Annotated in this window: 16 protein-coding genes and 3 tRNA genes; 2 read left to right on the forward strand and 17 right to left on the reverse strand. The window is 29.9% G+C overall.

All coding sequences use genetic code 11. From position 1 onward, the window contains the following. Nucleotides 1-12 precede the first annotated feature (12 nt). Entirely contained in the window at nucleotides 13-867 is an 855-nt protein-coding gene (locus LRR82_RS08430) for a LysR family transcriptional regulator (protein WP_249028985.1), read from the forward strand. 153 nt (nucleotides 868-1,020) lie between these two features. Here LRR82_RS08430 and LRR82_RS08435 read toward each other — a convergent pair whose 3' ends face one another. From LRR82_RS08435 to LRR82_RS08455, 5 genes are all read right to left on the reverse strand, one after another. Continuing rightward, nucleotides 1,021-1,701, reverse strand: a complete 681-nt coding sequence (locus LRR82_RS08435; protein ID WP_249028986.1) for an ABC transporter ATP-binding protein — start codon at nucleotides 1,699-1,701, stop codon at nucleotides 1,021-1,023. Between the two features lie 12 nt (nucleotides 1,702-1,713). Further along, the gene (locus tag LRR82_RS08440; RefSeq protein WP_249028987.1) at nucleotides 1,714-3,267 is read right to left on the reverse strand and encodes an ABC transporter permease; all 1,554 of its coding nucleotides are present in this window, start codon (nucleotides 3,265-3,267) and stop codon (nucleotides 1,714-1,716) included. A 98-nt stretch (nucleotides 3,268-3,365) separates the two neighbouring features. Next, nucleotides 3,366-4,754, reverse strand: coding sequence for a hypothetical protein (locus LRR82_RS08445; RefSeq protein WP_249028988.1), 1,389 nt, complete (start codon nucleotides 4,752-4,754; stop codon nucleotides 3,366-3,368). A gap of 1 nt (nucleotide 4,755) precedes the next feature. Then, the gene (locus LRR82_RS08450) at nucleotides 4,756-5,625 is read right to left on the reverse strand and encodes an ABC transporter ATP-binding protein (RefSeq protein WP_249028989.1); all 870 of its coding nucleotides are present in this window, start codon (nucleotides 5,623-5,625) and stop codon (nucleotides 4,756-4,758) included. After that, a complete protein-coding gene (locus LRR82_RS08455; protein ID WP_249028990.1) occupies nucleotides 5,626-5,991 on the reverse strand; it encodes a GntR family transcriptional regulator in 366 nt (121 codons plus the stop codon). A gap of 209 nt (nucleotides 5,992-6,200) precedes the next feature. Here LRR82_RS08455 and LRR82_RS08460 point away from each other — a divergent pair, with 209 nt between their 5' ends. Then, entirely contained in the window at nucleotides 6,201-6,875 is a 675-nt protein-coding gene (locus tag LRR82_RS08460) for a hypothetical protein (protein WP_249028991.1), read from the forward strand. Here LRR82_RS08460 and LRR82_RS08465 read toward each other — a convergent pair. The 12 genes from LRR82_RS08465 to LRR82_RS08520 form a co-directional block, all read right to left on the reverse strand. Next, nucleotides 6,872-7,300 (reverse strand): aspartate carbamoyltransferase regulatory subunit, encoded by a 429-nt coding sequence (locus LRR82_RS08465; RefSeq protein WP_249028992.1) that lies wholly within the window; start codon nucleotides 7,298-7,300, stop codon nucleotides 6,872-6,874. The genes LRR82_RS08460 and LRR82_RS08465 overlap by 4 nt on opposite strands. A gap of 10 nt (nucleotides 7,301-7,310) precedes the next feature. Continuing rightward, nucleotides 7,311-8,225: an aspartate carbamoyltransferase gene (pyrB, locus tag LRR82_RS08470; protein WP_249028993.1), complete on the reverse strand. Its 915-nt coding sequence runs from the start codon at nucleotides 8,223-8,225 to the stop codon at nucleotides 7,311-7,313. A 42-nt stretch (nucleotides 8,226-8,267) separates the two neighbouring features. Further along, nucleotides 8,268-9,692: a sensor histidine kinase gene (locus LRR82_RS08475; protein ID WP_249028994.1), complete on the reverse strand. Its 1,425-nt coding sequence runs from the start codon at nucleotides 9,690-9,692 to the stop codon at nucleotides 8,268-8,270. Beyond that, nucleotides 9,689-10,378, reverse strand: a complete 690-nt coding sequence (locus tag LRR82_RS08480) for a response regulator transcription factor (protein WP_249028995.1) — start codon at nucleotides 10,376-10,378, stop codon at nucleotides 9,689-9,691. The genes LRR82_RS08475 and LRR82_RS08480 overlap by 4 nt, the downstream gene beginning before the upstream one ends. Nucleotides 10,379-10,455: 77 nt before the next feature. Then, on the reverse strand, nucleotides 10,456-11,460 hold the full coding sequence (locus tag LRR82_RS08485; RefSeq protein ID WP_249028996.1) for a PTS transporter subunit IIC: 1,005 nt from the start codon (nucleotides 11,458-11,460) through the stop codon (nucleotides 10,456-10,458). A gap of 10 nt (nucleotides 11,461-11,470) precedes the next feature. Further along, nucleotides 11,471-12,820, reverse strand: coding sequence for an MATE family efflux transporter (locus LRR82_RS08490; RefSeq protein WP_249028997.1), 1,350 nt, complete (start codon nucleotides 12,818-12,820; stop codon nucleotides 11,471-11,473). A gap of 50 nt (nucleotides 12,821-12,870) precedes the next feature. Continuing rightward, nucleotides 12,871-12,946: transfer RNA gene (locus LRR82_RS08495), tRNA-Ala, on the reverse strand. Between the two features lie 16 nt (nucleotides 12,947-12,962). Continuing rightward, a tRNA-Ile gene (locus LRR82_RS08500) sits at nucleotides 12,963-13,039 on the reverse strand. 28 nt (nucleotides 13,040-13,067) lie between these two features. Further along, nucleotides 13,068-13,144: transfer RNA gene (locus LRR82_RS08505), tRNA-Ile, on the reverse strand. A gap of 205 nt (nucleotides 13,145-13,349) precedes the next feature. Further along, nucleotides 13,350-13,517 (reverse strand): hypothetical protein, encoded by a 168-nt coding sequence (locus tag LRR82_RS08510; protein WP_249028998.1) that lies wholly within the window; start codon nucleotides 13,515-13,517, stop codon nucleotides 13,350-13,352. A gap of 138 nt (nucleotides 13,518-13,655) precedes the next feature. Continuing rightward, nucleotides 13,656-14,255 (reverse strand): SIS domain-containing protein, encoded by a 600-nt coding sequence (locus LRR82_RS08515; protein ID WP_249028999.1) that lies wholly within the window; start codon nucleotides 14,253-14,255, stop codon nucleotides 13,656-13,658. Nucleotides 14,256-14,302: 47 nt separating this feature from the next. Further along, on the reverse strand, nucleotides 14,303-16,285 hold the full coding sequence (locus tag LRR82_RS08520) for a BglG family transcription antiterminator (RefSeq protein WP_249029000.1): 1,983 nt from the start codon (nucleotides 16,283-16,285) through the stop codon (nucleotides 14,303-14,305). Between the last annotated feature and the right edge of the window lie 14 nt (nucleotides 16,286-16,299).

Below are 16,299 nucleotides of genomic sequence, written 5' to 3' on the forward strand. Positions count from 1 at the left end.
AAGGAGAATGCTATGATTGATACTAGAATTTATACTTTTTTAGAATTATGCAAACAAATGAATTATCGCAAAACAGCAGAAGCATTACATATTACCCAACCTGGTGTAAGTCAACATATTAAATATTTAGAAAACTTATATGAATGTACTTTATTTAATTACCATAACAAAATACTTACAAAAACAAAAAAATGCATTGAATTAGAACAATCTGCTCGTTCTATTCTTTCTTTAAATGATTCTTTAAAAGAATCATTACGTTCCAATGATTTAGTATCTATTCATATTGGAGCTACTAGAACAATAGGAGATTATGTCATTGATCAAATAGTAATGGAATTATTAAAAGATCCTTCTATTGATTTTCATTTAACTATTGATAATACTGAAGTATTATTAAAGAAACTAAATAATTTTGAATTAGATTTCTTATTATTAGAAGGTTATATTGATAAAAATATTTATGATTCTAAACTTATTTCTAAAGAAGAATTAGTTGGTATTTGTTCTAAAGAACATCCTTTTTCAAATAAAGAAGTATCTTTATTTGAAATCTTCCAAGAAAATATCATCCTTAGAGAACAAGGCTCTGGTACTAGAGCCTTGTTAGAGAGTTTTTTATTAGAAAATAATTATTCTTTTGATTCTTTTTGTAACAAGTCTGTTATTAATAGTTACCCATTAATAGAAAAAGCCGTAGAAAATAATATCGCTATCTCTTTTGTATATGATGTAATTCCTAAAAAGAATCCTAACTTAGCTACTTTTAGAATCAAAGATGCTTCTATTTATCATGAATTTAACTATGTTTTTTTAAAAGGAACAAACAAAGAAAAGAAGCTTCAGCTTTTGTCTATTAATCAATAAATGAAAAATATTACCAACGATTACGCTCTTCATTTTGAAGAATGTTTGAAATGTGCTGATACTGCATTATCTATTTCGAAAAACGCTGGTAAGAATACTTTTACTGCCTATTTTGAATAATAGAAAAGCTTCCTTTTTAGGAAGCTTTTTTAATTAATGAGATGCTTTTTTCTTTTTTGTTTTCCCTTTTGCAGTTGATTTAAGTTCATGTACGATATCTACACGACTTGCTACATCTGGTGAATGGGTTACTAAGATAATACATTTATTTCTTTTATGAGCTAAGTCACAGAAGATATCCATGATATTTTCTTCTGTTTCTCCATCTAAGTTACCTGTTGGTTCATCTGCTAAGATAATACTAGGATCATAAGCTAATGTTCTTGCAATAGCTACCCTTTGTTGTTCACCACCTGATAATTTTAAGATTTTACGTTCTTGCATTTCTTCATCTAAACCTACTTCAAATAATAAGTCTTTTGCTACTTGTTCCTTGTTTTCCATTTTTTTACCACTTATATCCATTGATAGTACTACATTTTCAATTGCTGTTAAGTGTGGTAATAAGTTATATGATTGGAAGATTACTCCTACATATTGACTACGATATAAATATTGATTTATATCAGAAATATCTTTATCTTCATAAAGAATCTTTCCTTGTGTTGGTTTGGTAAGTCCAGATAACAAAGATAATAATGTTGTTTTACCTGCTCCTGATTTACCTACTATTGCATAAACTTTGCCACTTTCAAAGATATAATTACAATCATTAATAATGGTTCTTCTTTTATCATAAGAATGATAAACATTTTCTAATCTAAATATATTCATCTTTCTTCCCTCCTAAGATCTATTACTTAATATTGTTAATGGATCATAACGTAATACAGAAACAACACCTACACTACTTGCTACTACTGATAAAATTAAGGCAATTGCTAGTAATTGTGCAATTACTTCAACATCCATAGAAACACTAATAGAATCAACATAATCAACATCACTAGTTCCCATCATACTCAAACTAGCTCCTTGTTCCATACCACCAGCCATGCTTTCACCTTGGAAGTTTCCACCAAAGTTTTCTGAAACATCACTATAATCTGTTGATAATGATTCAATTTGATCTGCTAATAAAACATTTGCTAATGGAGTAGCAACTATTGTTCCTCCAACACCACCTATTACAATAGCTAGGATTGTAATCATAAATGTTTCACAAATAAATTGTTGTGCTACTTTTACTTTTGGCATACCAATAGCTGCCAATACACCTATTTCATATTTTCTTTCTCTAATTGTAAAGATATTAAATAAGATTAAGATAACAGAACCAATGGCTAATACTACTAAGAAGAAATAAGTAGTAAAACTTGTTAAGTTTTCTAATGGTGTGATACTTGCTTCATATTCTGTTAAATCACTTGATACAACAGTATATGATTCTTCATCTAAACCAGCTTCAAATACAGATACACTAAATGATTCATAATCATCTACTGAAGCAAATGTAAATACGCCAGAAGTAGTAGCTACTAAAGTAGTATCTAATTCAATTGTTTCATCTTCATCTACATAATATGATTCGGCTACTGACTCTGAATTAGCAGCGATTACTTGATAATAATCTTCACTAATATAAATATTATTAGCGTAAGCATCTGTTGTTTCACAACTAAAGATACCTGTTACTTCTATTTCATATAATTCACTATCTAATGAAGGATTTGCTAATTCAATTGTATCTCCTACTGAAATATCATTTAAATAAGCTACTTCTTGAGAAATAATACAACTAGCACTATCATCCATATCAAATACAGTTCCATCATAAATCACACATGTACCATCAATAAAATTAGTCATACCATCATGAGTAGAAAAACTTGTTACTTCAAAATCTCCAGATGACTCTACAGAGATTCCCATCTCCATACCGCCAGCCATACTCATACTTCCACCCATCATTTGAGATTCTCCAAATCCGGTAGTAGAAGTTTCATAAGCTTCCAAACTTGAACCATCTAATCCAATTGTTCTTGTATAATAGAAAGAAGCTACTTCTTCTAAATCTTCATATTCTTGCAATTCTTCTAAAGATAAGCCTTCTTGCATTGCAGCCATTTCTTCCATAATTGCATCACTGTCTAATTCGAAATCTTCTCCCTCAGTTCCACGTTCAGCGAACCCTGATTCCATCATCCCAGTACGATTGGATGTAATTGTCGCACTAATAGACATACTTTCATACGTACTTTCTTTTGCTGCATTTGCACTACTACGAATACATAATGCTACACAGCTAGAAAAAGCAATCGTTACGATTAAAATAAAAATTAATATACTTCTTCCTTTTTGTCTTGTAATGTTTTTAAAAGCATTTTTAAATATATACATAATGTGTCCTCCTTTATGTTCATTTACCACTATAGCCTTTAAATATGATGGAAATGTGAGGAGAATATATATAAATAAAGGAAAAAGGGCTTTTGCCCTTAGTCATATAGTTCTATATCATCTATGTTTTCTTTTGTATAACGTAAATCATTTATCTTTTCATATATTTCACTTGCTTCATTTGACTCCATTTTATAACAATACCATGATATATCACCATCACTATTTTTTATTAAAACAGAGACTTCATCAAAATAATAACCATACGTTAATGCACTTACATACTCTTTATGTTTTAGACAAGCTTCATCCATTAATAAAAGCAGTTCTTCATAGTCCACAAAGTTAGTAAACTCTACTTCTTTTCCACCAGAAGATACGGAAACACTCACCACTTCTTCTTTTACATCATAACTTGTAAAAGTACCCAAACCATTACTCATTAAAAATCCAGCAGTAGCTATAAAAGCACTACTCATACAAACCAAGAATAAACCGACTGTCTTATAATGTAAGAAGGGTTTCCCGGCACATTTCAATAACGCTAAATAAGCAACCAAAGTAATTGATAATACAGTCACGGTAGTAGTAATACTGGCATATAATCCTGTAAACAAACAAACAAAACTACTATATACTAACATCGAACAAATAATAAATGGATATCCCCACCATATTTTTGGTGTTTCTAATATATCTTCATGTTTACGTAACTTCATTTTATGATACGTATAGAATCCAATTAGAACAACAAGAACAAACCAAGCAAGTTTATAGGGCATCATTGTCCATCTTAATGCATCACTTGTCGTTAGAATCTCAAAATCAAATAACATACTAGTAATTGGATTTTGATTTAAAAACTCTTGAATATAATAAAATCCTTTATACTCATAACTTGTATATAATATCCCTGTACTATAAGCACTTGTTCTTACAATCGCTAATCTACTAATCGTTACATATATCAAATAGCTAAGAGAAGGTATCCCTATCGTATAGGCACCTAGAAATAAGAAGGCATCTATTTTTGAATTTGCTAGTGAGCAAATACAATAAACTAATATATAAAGTATTGTCCCTGTTAAAGCTATCAAAAAACTACCAGCCGCATATAAAGAAGCATCGATATTTAATAAAGAAGCATTTAAAAACAACGCAACAATAGAAAAGCATATGTATGGTAAAAATACAATTCCATAACCAATTGCTCCATCTAATAAAAATAATTTCTCTTTTTTTAGTGGTAAAGAGCCATATACATCCATTGCTGGCTTTGAATAGTGTTTCTTAAACATCCTATATCCAACAATATAAACACTACCTAAAACATATAGAGCACTATAAAAACTAGAACCACTATAATAAGAAGAATCTAAATTATATAAATATGGTAAAACAGCTACAAATAACAAGGCACTAATACATTCAATCAATAGAAACTGTTTATTATGTTTTATAAAATAATATATATATTTCTTAATCATCTTATTTAGCCATCTTAGAAACAAAAATCTCTTCTAATGATAAATCCAGTACCTTACTCATTAGTGGTTGATACGTCTCTATTTTCCTTTCTATTTCTTCTAAGTTCCCTTGTACAACCAATGTGACAATTTGTCCATTAATCGAACATTCTACTACATTTAAATCTATAAATAAATCTTCACAAACAGGTGATGCAAAAGCCATTTGAATACGATGATAACTTTCCAAACTTTCTTCTACATCATCATGACTAACAATTGTTTGATTATCTAAAACAACATAATGATCTGCAATCTTTTCAATATCACTTAAACTATGGGAACTAATAAAAACAATACTTTGATAATCCATTACTAAATCAGTAATTGCCTTTTTAATAATAGACTTCATTACTGGATCCAATCCATCAAAAGATTCATCCAACAATAACACTTTTGGACATAACGCTAATTGCAAACAAATAAAAGCCTGTTTTTTCATTCCTTTACTAAACTTACGAATTAACTCATTTTGATTTAACTTTAATACATCCATATATTCTTGAAACTTCTCTTTATCAAAACAATCATAAAATATTTCATAAAACTCTATTAAAGAAGCAATAGTAGCATCATTTTCATAATATAAATCATCACTCAAAAACAAGATATCTTTTTTAATTAATTCATTTTCATAAATATCCTGTCCATTATATTGACATATACCACTATCTCCTTTATAAACACCAGCAATACAACGTAATAAAGTTGTCTTACCAGCTCCATTAATACCTATTAATCCTGTAATAGATCCTTGTTCTATATGTAAACTAATATCCTTCAATACTAATTTATTACCTAATGTTTTATCAAATCCATTTATCTCTAACATCTAATTACCTCCATTATATAACTCTTCAATATAAGCTACTATTTGTTCCTTACTTACCTCAAATTGTTTTAGTCTTTCCACTGAAACTTCTATTTGTTTCATTTCTTTTTCTATTAAAACATCTTTTGCTTGATAATCCCCTATAAAATATCCTCGTTTATACGAAGAATAAATAACACCCTTTATTTCTAAATGACTGTATACTTTTGCTACCGTATTCGAATTAATATTTAATTCTTGTGCTAAACTACGAATAGAAGGCAATTTATCATCTTTTTTTAGAACACCAATACTAGTAAAGTAAATAATTTGATTTTCTAATTGTTCAAATATAGGCGTTTTATCTTTATAATCTATTACAAACATCCTGTACTCCTTTCTCAGTGTTGTGCTATCTGTACTACTACAATAATACAGATAGTACAACATGTCAACTAAAATAATTATTTTTATTAAATCTATCGTCTACTCATTTCTTAAATATCATGATAATAACCTAGCTATCTAAATTTCTTGACAAGGGAATATTATTTCTATATTATCTTAGTTAGCGTAAGCTAACAAGGAGGCTTTATATGTTATTTATTATTTCATTGTTATTATCTTTTATATTTATCATTACTTTGTCAAAAGTTATTAAAAAATATAAAAAAACAACTTATGTACTAACTATTCTGTTTAGTATTTTCGTTACCTATGTTTATTATTCATCATTATATTTAGATTCATCACTTATTAAAACAATACTTAGTATACTTTGTGCACCTTTTGTTTTTGGTTCTTTTACAACTGCTTTGTTTGTAGTAGTAATGTATTTAGGAATTTCTAATAAAGATGCTAGATTCACCAAAATAGCTATGCCTATTCGTAGTGAGTTAAGTATTATTGCTTGTATTACTACTTTTGTTCATAATATTAGTATGGTTTTTTATATCCATCATTATGGTTTGAATAATATGGAATTCCGTTTTGCTGCACTTATTTCACTTGTTTTAATTTTACTTTTATTGCCTTTGTTTCTAACTTCTTTCCATTGTGTAAAAACAAGATTAAAGGGGAAAACATGGAAAAGAATACAGTCACTTGCTTATTTGTTTTATGTATTACTTTATGTTCATGTACTAATAGTAAGTATTCCAAGTGCCTGTAATGGACAAGTACGTTCGATTATAAACATTATCATCTATAGTATTGTTTTCTTATACTATTTCCAAGCAAAAATAAAAATGATAACTAAAAAAAGTACCTAAGTACTTTTTTTGTTTATCTTTGTTTCGCAATAGATACAACGATAGATATGTTCTTGCTTATTTGTAAGAATAGCAATATGATCTAGTCCTTCTTCTATTGAAGTAATACAACGTGGGTTACAACATTTGACTACATTTACTACTTTATCTGGTAACTGTAGTTTTTTCTTTTCAACCGCTTTTCCATTACGAATTATCGTTACTGTAATATTAGGATCAATATATCCTAATACATCAACATCTACTTCAACATCATTATCTATTTTTAGAATATCTTTTTTACCCATTTTATTTGATTTTACATTTTTCATAATAGCAACACTACAATCCATTTGATCTAAATTTAAAGCTTCATATACTTCCATTACTTTTCCTGCTGTAATATGATCCAAAACAATTCCATTTACAATACTATCTATTTTCATGGTATTCTCCTTATTGCAATTCTAGCATTTTTATAATTAATGCCATTCTTGCATATTTTCCATATAATACTTGATCAAAATATTTTGCACGAGGATCATCATCTACTTCCACTGCTATTTCGTTCACACGAGGTAATGGGTGTAAGATAGTTAACTCTGGTTTTGAGTTCGCAATCTTTTTAAGATCTAAAATATAAGTGTCTTTTAGACGAATATAATCTTGTTCATTAAAGAATCTTTCTTTTTGAACACGAGTCATGTAAATAATATCTAATTCTTCAATAACATCTTCTATTTTTTCAACTTCAACATAGTCTAGGTTTTTTGCTTCTAATAAATCTTTTTTTAGATATTCAGGAATTTTTAATTCTTGAGGAGCAATAAACACAAACTTCATGTTTGGATATCTAGAAAGAGCTTTTAACAAAGAATGCACTGTTCTACCAAATTTTAAATCTCCACAAAAACCGACTGTTAAATTTTCCAATCTTCCATTTTCATTTTTAATCGTTAATAAATCAGTTAATGTTTGAGTTGGGTGGTTATGTCCACCATCTCCAGCATTAATTAATGGTACTTTACTTCTTTTTAAAGCAACTAATGGTGCTCCTTCTTTAGGATGGCGCATTGCAATAATATCGCTATAACAAGATACTGTCCAAATCGTATCTGTTACACTTTCCCCTTTGGCAGCACTACTAGAATCTGCACTTGCAACGCCTAATACGTTTCCACCTAATTCCAACATTGCAGCTTCAAAGCTTAATCTAGTTCTTGTACTAGGTTCAAAGAACAAAGTAGCTAATGTTTTATGTTTGCATATCTCCTGATATTTGGTTTTATTTTTCATAATATCATTTGCGAGTTCTAATAATTCATCAATTTCTTGCAATGATAAGTCTTTAGGGTCTATTAAGTATTTCATGTCACCGCTCCTATCTATTTTTACAAATTATACCACTATTTATTATTTGTTAGAAGATGTTTTTTGATACGTTGGTAAGCTAAATGAAAACTCTACCCCTTTTTCTTTGTTTTCAACAAAGAATCTACCTTTATGATGTTGAATAATAATTTTTACAATATGTAATCCTAGCCCTGCATGAACTCCTTTTGTTCGTGTTCTTGACTCATCAACCTTATAAAAACTATTCCATATTTGTTTTATTTTTTCATCTTCAATTTTATTACCATCATTATAAACAGAAAATACTACCTTATCCTCTTGTTTATCTAAACATATTTTAATATGACCTTCTTTTGAAACATGACTAATTGCATTATTTATATAATTGCGCATTGCTTCTTGAAGTTGTTTTCGATCGCCATGAACATATACTTCTCCATCAATTGATAATTGTAATTGATATTCACTTGTTAAGAATTGATAAGTTTGTAATACTTCATGACATAATCCTGTTAAATATATTTCTTCAAAATGCATTTTTGATAAACCATGTTCAATATTAGAAAGATTTAACATATCTTTTACAATTGCATCTAAACGTTTTGTTTCTTCTAGTATTACGGTATAATACATTTCTTTATCAATACCTGGTGTATTACTTTGTAAACTTTCGGTATAGATTTGTAAAAGAGCTAAAGGAGTTTTCATTTCATGAGAAACATTCGCAATAAATTGTTTTTTCATTTCTTCATTTTCTTTTTGATAATCAATATCTTTTTGTAGTTCGATAATTGTATTGTGTAATTGTGCTGACATTTCATTAATACTTTTTGATAAGCTTTCCATTTCATAAGAACTAGCTTTTTCATTTGCTTTGCTTGAAAAATCTAATTTAGCAACTTTTTTAGCAACACTCTCTACTTCTAAAATAGGTCTTGTTAAGTTTTTAGATGCGATATAAACTACAATTCCTCCAAATATAATAACAAAAATAGCGATCATTATACTAGCTTCTGTAAATAAGGAAATACTGTTTTCTATAGACTCTACGGGAGCGGATAAAGAAACATAGATAGTTTGATCTTCGTATTCAAAGCTACCTTGTAAACCAACTACTTCCATTAAGTCATCTTCCATGGACGCTAATACACCAGCTTCAGGATCACCACTAAAAGCTTGTAATTCTAGTGGTTTTATCGGAACTATTGAACTTAGTCTAGTAGAGTAAATCATTGTATCTTCACTAAAGATAATAACAGATATTCCAGATATTTCATTTTCTTGACTAGTTAGTCCATATAATGTCTCTGTATTGTTTTCAAAATTTTCTTTTATCTTATCAAATAATTCTTGTACTTCTTGTTCTTTTTTTGCAATAAAATATTCTTTTGAAAAACCAATATTAAATACTATTTGAATACCTAACATACAAATAATAAGTGCTCCAAATATAAAAGTTATTCTAGTTTGAAAACTCTTTTTCATACTTGCACCTCAAATAAATATCCTACTCCATGAACGGTTTTAATATAATGAGAACATCCTTTTAACTTCATTCTTAATTGTTTAATATGGGTATCTACAGTACGATTATCTCCTTGATAATCATACCCCCATACTTGTAATAAGATTTGTTCTCTTGTTAATGTGATTTCTTTATTTAAAATAAAATATTGTAATAAGTCATATTCTCTTCTAGTAAGTTCAATAGGTTTGTTTTCTAGTAATACAGTTCGTTTGGAAGGTACTAATGTAAGGAGGCCTAAGTTATGTGTTTGTTCTGTTTGTTTCATTGTTCTTCTAAGAACTGATTCTACTCTTGCTATTAATAAAGACAAAGAAAATGGTTTCGTAATATAGTCATCTACTCCATATTGAAATCCTTTTATTTGATCATATTCTTCACTCTTTGCTGTTAACATAATAACAGGTGTATCAAACTTATTTTCTCTTAATTCAATTAATGTTTCAAAACCATCTTTAACAGGCATCATAACATCTAATAAAATAAGATCAATCATCGTATTATTTTGATAATGTATATCTAATGCAACTTGTCCATTTTCAGCAAGTAATACTTCATAATTTTGTGCTACAAAAAAATCCTTTAACACAACTAACATTCTAACTTCATCATCCACAATTAAAATACATTGTTTATTTCCAATCATTTCTATCACCTCTTTAACATAGTATAGCATAATTATGATAGGTATGTGAGGAGATAAAAAAAAGGAGAGAAATCTCCTTAAAATTTAGTTAACTTTAAATCTCCTGCTTTAATATAATTTAACTTACGGAATCCTTTGTAAATACCATAACAAATAAAGATCGGTAACAATATATCCACACACATTACAACTACCCATGAACTAGCACCCATAACATCAACCGCTGCAAGTGGTCCTACAAATCCTGCAGTACCCATTCCTGAACCTACGGCACTACATTCAATACCAAAAACAATCGTTGAAATTGGTGCAATGATAGCACTAGTTATAATAGGTGGTAACCATATAATAGGATTACGAACAATGTTTTTAAATTGTAACATACTTGTTCCAATCCCAATTGCAATTACATCTCCAATATCATTATCATCCATGGACATCATTGCAAAGCCAATCATTTGAGCACAACATCCTGCTAATGCAGCACCTGCTGCAAGACCAGATAAATTTAACATAACTCCAATAGCAGCACTAGAAATAGGCGCAGTTAAAGCCATTCCCATTAAGACTGCTACAATAATAGACATAAAGAGTGGTTGCATAGCAACTCCTTGATTAATCAATTCTCCTATCCAAGTAATAAATAATGTAATATAAGGACCCACAAATGTAGAAACGATTCCTGCTACTACAATAGATGTAAACGGCACTAATAAAATATCAACCGGTGTTTTTCCCTGAACTAGCTTTGTTGCTTCTACAGCTGCAATAACAGCCACATAAGCACTAATTGGATTTCCAACACTAACAACACCATTCACATAAGTTCCTGCACCTATTGCCCCCGCAATAACTGCAACGATTAAGTTTAAACCAGTTGCTCCAATTGCATAAGCAATACCAACTCCAATAGCTGGACCCATTAAGATACTTGCTACACCACCCCAAGTAACAAGTTGTGTAATTCCACTATAGCTACCAATTTGTGTCAAAATAGTTCCTATAATTAAACTACTAAAAAATCCATAAGCCATCCCATTTAAAGTCTTTACTACATAATTACCCTTACTAACCTTTGCCATACACTTTCCCCTATTCCGTAATATTCTTTATCCATCTTCCTTTTTGGAAAAAATAAATTGCTGCAAACATTTTTATAATATCTAACCCTTCTACAATCATATATAACGTAACAAGAGGTAGACCTGTAAACATAGACAGCATCGTTGATACAAAAACTCCCCCTGCCCATAAAAATCCAGAATCCAATAGCAGTGTCGAAACAATATCTCCTCCCGCTCTAAGTATAAAGAAAACACAAACATTAATCACATAAAAAATCAATAATATTCCCTTCACTCTTAAAAGTATAGTTATCGTTTCTTGTACTACTAAATCTAAATTATATGCATAAGGAATATAGGCAGCAGCAACGAAATTAATACTACATAATATAATAGCTACTATCCAACCAAAAAACAATAGTTTTATCGCATTATCTTTGGCTTCTTTTAACTCTCCTGCCCCCAGCCTCTTTCCAATCATAATTGAAACAGCCGAAGACAATCCTGCAAAAATAATAAACAAAATTTGAACAACCGTATCAACCACTGAAATAGAAGCGGCTAAATACTCATCACATCGCATATAAGAAATATAAATAGCAGCTTGTCCTAAACTAAAAAAGATTTCATTTACTGTTAATGGAGCTGCTTTATGAAATATCCTTTGTACTAAATCCTTATTAAAACGTACTATCTTTTTAACATCCAAACAAAAGAAATGTTTTGCACGAATAAGTGCAATAACATAAATAATCATTTCTACACATCTTGCAATAACTGTTGCAATTGCTGCTCCTTGAACTCCCAATTCTGGAAACCCAAAATTACCAAAAATAAAACAATAATTAAAAAAAGTATTTGTTAGTACTGCAACACTTCCTACTTTTAATTGTAACTTAGTAATACCAACACAACGCATGGACATCATACAACAAAAGCTTATTCCATAAGGTAGATAAGAAAACTTTGCATATTCAATATAAGCCAAACTTTCATTCACTATTTCTGGTGTTGTCGTAAAAAAATGAACAATAAACTCTGGGCATATAAATAAAATACTAACAAAAAGAATTCCAATCAAAAGACAAAAAGACATACACGTATCAAACACTTCTTGACATTTATCCTCTTTTTTAGCACCTAAGTATTGTGATAAATAAATTCCTGCTGCTCCACAAAAGCCAAACAGAGTTGAATTATATAGAATATAAATCTTATTAGCGACAGTAACCGATGTCAACGCAATCCCACCAACACTACCAATCATAATATTATCAATCAGACTGACAAAAGCAGTAATAAATTGCTGTGCCATAATAGGCAAAGCAATCATCGTAGTTTCTTTATAGAATTGTTTTGTCCCTATTAATCGTTTCATATTATCTCCCTAATATACAAAAAAACACCCAAAGGGTGTCGGTTTTAACTTGGTGGAGCCTAGCGGGATCGAACCGCTGACCCCCTGCGTGCAAGGCAGGTGCTCTCCCAGCTGAGCTAAGGCCCCAAAGAATATTAAATTATGGTGGGCCTGAATGGACTCGAACCATCGACCTCACGCTTATCAGGCGTGTGCTCTAACCAGCTGAGCTACAGGCCCATAATGTAATAATCTGCAAATTAATTAATGGTGGGCCTGAATGGACTCGAACCATCGACCTCACGCTTATCAGGCGTGTGCTCTAACCAGCTGAGCTACAGGCCCATCAATTAACTGCCATATCATAATATCATGTACTACAATAATCGTCAATAGCTTTTTGTCTTTTTTTTACACAATGCAAAAGTCTTTTCTTTCCTAAAAAATACTCAAAAATAATTCATCTATCTTTTATCTTGAATTCATCTATATAATATCATTTTATTGTTCTATTTCTATCTATTTATAAGCATTAAAAAAGATTATCTTATTAGACAATCTTTTGTGTTGCTTTTAGTATTTGATACATATCTTCTTCTAATAATACTTTGGCACTACCTATTTTTCCTTTATTTCCTAGGGCACATAAGTTAGCCATTGTGCGAAGTTGTTGGTCTGTAGCGTTAACACCCAACTCTTCCATTGTAACTGTCACCATAATACCATATTCCTTATAGTCATCACAAAACAGAGAGAATTGCCTATCAACTGAAATTCCCCTAGTCACAAAAAAGCTTATCAATAAATAAAATTGAAAATTCTTAAATGTAGCCTCAAACATAAATAAAAGAGAGTTTTATTTCTTGCTGTTCAACCTTTCACCAACCGCTCCTCCTGGATGAACTAAAGCAAAGCTTTCCACCTTGTAATCTATCTCTTCCATAATAGCAGTTTGCAAAACATGGAAAATCATGCATAACGCCGTAGACGAAGTCGTCCCTTGACAATTGTATCTATCCACTTCCTTGTTTACATATTGCTTTAAAACTATATCCGATTCTAACGCCATTTCAGAACCCATATTCTCAGTTATAGTGATAACTTTAACTCCTTTGTTCTTACATATGCCAATTAAAGGAATCAACTCTTTTGTTTTTCCTCCTCTTGACGCTAAAACTAACACATCACCTTTTTGTAAAAAACCCATTCCGCCATGTATCGCTTCAGCAGGAGATATAAATTTTGATGGTCTGTCAATACAGCATAGTAAATGCGAAAAATGTTGGCACATAATTCCAGAATGCCCACAACCTGAAGTACCAATTCTAGGTGCATTAATTAAAATTTCAACTGCTTCTGATAACTTCACAACATCCAAATGAGAGCTCATTTCACTCAAACAACCAGACTCTATCTTAAACGCTTCATTAATTATTATCTTCGTTTCCTCTTTCATATTTTATCGATAAATAGCAATTAGCTATTTTCCCCTTCTACATTATTTCATTCTTTATAACATAACTTCTTAAATATTTGATCTCCATTCATTTCTAGTAGTTTTCTTCTTCTATCAAAATCCTGACCAATTGAAACAATTTCTTTAAACAAGTCCGCATGATCATCAATTCCTCTAGATGAAAAGCAAAATAGAAAATTAACAGATCTATCTCCTTCTGAAAATAAAATTCCTTTTTTTGAAACCAATAAACTTAATCCATTTTCGTATACTTCATATTCTTTTCCTGCGTGAGCTAAAGCCACCCCACTGCCTAAAATTATATAATCACCATAGTCTTCAATATTTTGTATTGCCTTCTCAACAAAAGATGGTCCCACGCAGTTTCTTTCTACTAATTTTTTACCCGCTAATCTTATTCCATCTTTCCAGCTTGTAATTGTTTCATCCAATATCAACGAGTCCCTCGATAAAAGTTCGCCTATTAAGCTAACTTTCGAGTTATCACAACCAGATCTTTCAACATCCCATTGTCTACTAAAATTATCCGTGACACACTCAAACCTATCATTATCCATTCTCACATATCCATTCGTACTTTGAATTTCAAACGTCATTTTTTGAATCAAATTTATGTCTTCCATAGATAAAACAGGATTTACTTTAATACTTTTTATATCTTGTTTTTCAACTTGTACAGTAGAAATTATTAAATCAATAGGTACAACACCTTCTAATCTGCTAGATACAGGAAAAACACCCACTATTTCAAAATCAAAATAATTTCGTATTTGAACTTCTAAATACTTACCTGTTGCCATACTCCCAGGACATATAATAGCGACATTTAATTTTTTCATTTTTTCATTTTCCTTCAATAAAGAAACACAGATATGAATAAGAATCGACTTTTTCATATTAGAGTTGATTCTGTAAGATAAGTATTTTTCTAATATGTAAATATACTTATCTACAATACGTGAGAGATTCTGAAAGTCAATGAAGGGCATATTGCTACCTTTAAATTCAAATTCTAATTCGCCCCATTTTCTCATGTTTTTAATATGCAGTAAAAGAGAAGAAACTAGAGTATCATCAAAATGGAGGTTATATTTAGTTTCCTCATCTATTTTTGATAAAAAATACAATATAATTTCGTATAACTCGACATCGTCAACATTTTTAACATATAAATCTATATTTTTATCTAATAAATACTTTCTAAAATATTCTAACAGATGATCATTTACTTTATAACCCAACTTATACCCAACGTACATCATTAAATTATCCATTCTATCATAATTTTGATTTAGTGAAACACTTTCATCTTTTGAAGAAAACTGCCAATTAAACGCAACAAATAAATATAAAATCGTATTTAATAATGAATCATCTATAAAAACAAAGCCATTTATATTTAGATATTCTTGTGTTAAATCACATATCGTATTAAACGAATTTTCACAATTAAAAGCATTTAAAATATATTGTTTAAAAAAAGACTCATCATTATTTTCTAATAATAATTTTTTCATTACATGGACAATTACAGTAAGTCTTTTCTCCAATGTTGTTTCTATTCTTACACCTTTGCCCGCTTCCGAAACAACAGACACATCTTTAGAATGGAAATATTCTTTCACTATATCAAAGTCACTTAAAACAGTAATTCTACTCACATAAAGTTGGTCCCCCAATTCCTTCATAACAATATTATTATCCCATAATAGTAACAATATGATATATGTTTGTCTTTCTTCAGGACTTAATTTGTATTGATAGATGTCCATGCTTTGTAAAACTCTTCCGATCAAACCAAATTCTTTACCAAAACCAGGAGTAAGATATCCATCAGGGCTTAAAAGAATTTCCGGAATATTGTTCGACTTCAAAAAAACATTTATTTCAGCCAAATCTTTTCTTGCCGTTTTGTCTGATATTTTATATTTTTCCATTATTAATCTAAGTGAATAATTTTTATCCCCCTTGAGAATAAGTCGTAAAATCTCTTCCGATCTTTTCTTCATTCTTTCACCTCCTC

It is taken from the genome of Tannockella kyphosi, from assembly GCF_021054785.1.
Classification (GTDB): domain Bacteria; phylum Bacillota_I; class Bacilli_A; order Erysipelotrichales; family Coprobacillaceae; genus Tannockella; species Tannockella kyphosi.

Bases quoted from the DNA above. Each gene is read 5' to 3' on its own strand.
- LRR82_RS08430 (WP_249028985.1), top strand. From the start codon at position 13: ATGATTGATACTAGAATTTATACTTTTTTAGAATTATGCAAACAAATG.
- LRR82_RS08435 (WP_249028986.1), bottom strand. From the start codon at position 1,701: ATGAATATATTTAGATTAGAAAATGTTTATCATTCTTATGATAAAAGA.
- LRR82_RS08440 (WP_249028987.1), bottom strand. From the start codon at position 3,267: ATGTATATATTTAAAAATGCTTTTAAAAACATTACAAGACAAAAAGGA.
- LRR82_RS08445 (WP_249028988.1), bottom strand. From the start codon at position 4,754: ATGATTAAGAAATATATATATTATTTTATAAAACATAATAAACAGTTT.
- LRR82_RS08450 (WP_249028989.1), bottom strand. From the start codon at position 5,625: ATGTTAGAGATAAATGGATTTGATAAAACATTAGGTAATAAATTAGTA.
- LRR82_RS08455 (WP_249028990.1), bottom strand. From the start codon at position 5,991: ATGTTTGTAATAGATTATAAAGATAAAACGCCTATATTTGAACAATTA.
- LRR82_RS08460 (WP_249028991.1), top strand. From the start codon at position 6,201: ATGTTATTTATTATTTCATTGTTATTATCTTTTATATTTATCATTACT.
- LRR82_RS08465 (WP_249028992.1), bottom strand. From the start codon at position 7,300: ATGAAAATAGATAGTATTGTAAATGGAATTGTTTTGGATCATATTACA.
- pyrB (WP_249028993.1), bottom strand. From the start codon at position 8,225: ATGAAATACTTAATAGACCCTAAAGACTTATCATTGCAAGAAATTGAT.
- LRR82_RS08475 (WP_249028994.1), bottom strand. From the start codon at position 9,692: ATGAAAAAGAGTTTTCAAACTAGAATAACTTTTATATTTGGAGCACTT.
- LRR82_RS08480 (WP_249028995.1), bottom strand. From the start codon at position 10,378: ATGATTGGAAATAAACAATGTATTTTAATTGTGGATGATGAAGTTAGA.
- LRR82_RS08485 (WP_249028996.1), bottom strand. From the start codon at position 11,460: ATGGCAAAGGTTAGTAAGGGTAATTATGTAGTAAAGACTTTAAATGGG.
- LRR82_RS08490 (WP_249028997.1), bottom strand. From the start codon at position 12,820: ATGAAACGATTAATAGGGACAAAACAATTCTATAAAGAAACTACGATG.
- LRR82_RS08510 (WP_249028998.1), bottom strand. From the start codon at position 13,517: ATGGTGACAGTTACAATGGAAGAGTTGGGTGTTAACGCTACAGACCAA.
- LRR82_RS08515 (WP_249028999.1), bottom strand. From the start codon at position 14,255: ATGAAAGAGGAAACGAAGATAATAATTAATGAAGCGTTTAAGATAGAG.
- LRR82_RS08520 (WP_249029000.1), bottom strand. From the start codon at position 16,285: ATGAAGAAAAGATCGGAAGAGATTTTACGACTTATTCTCAAGGGGGAT.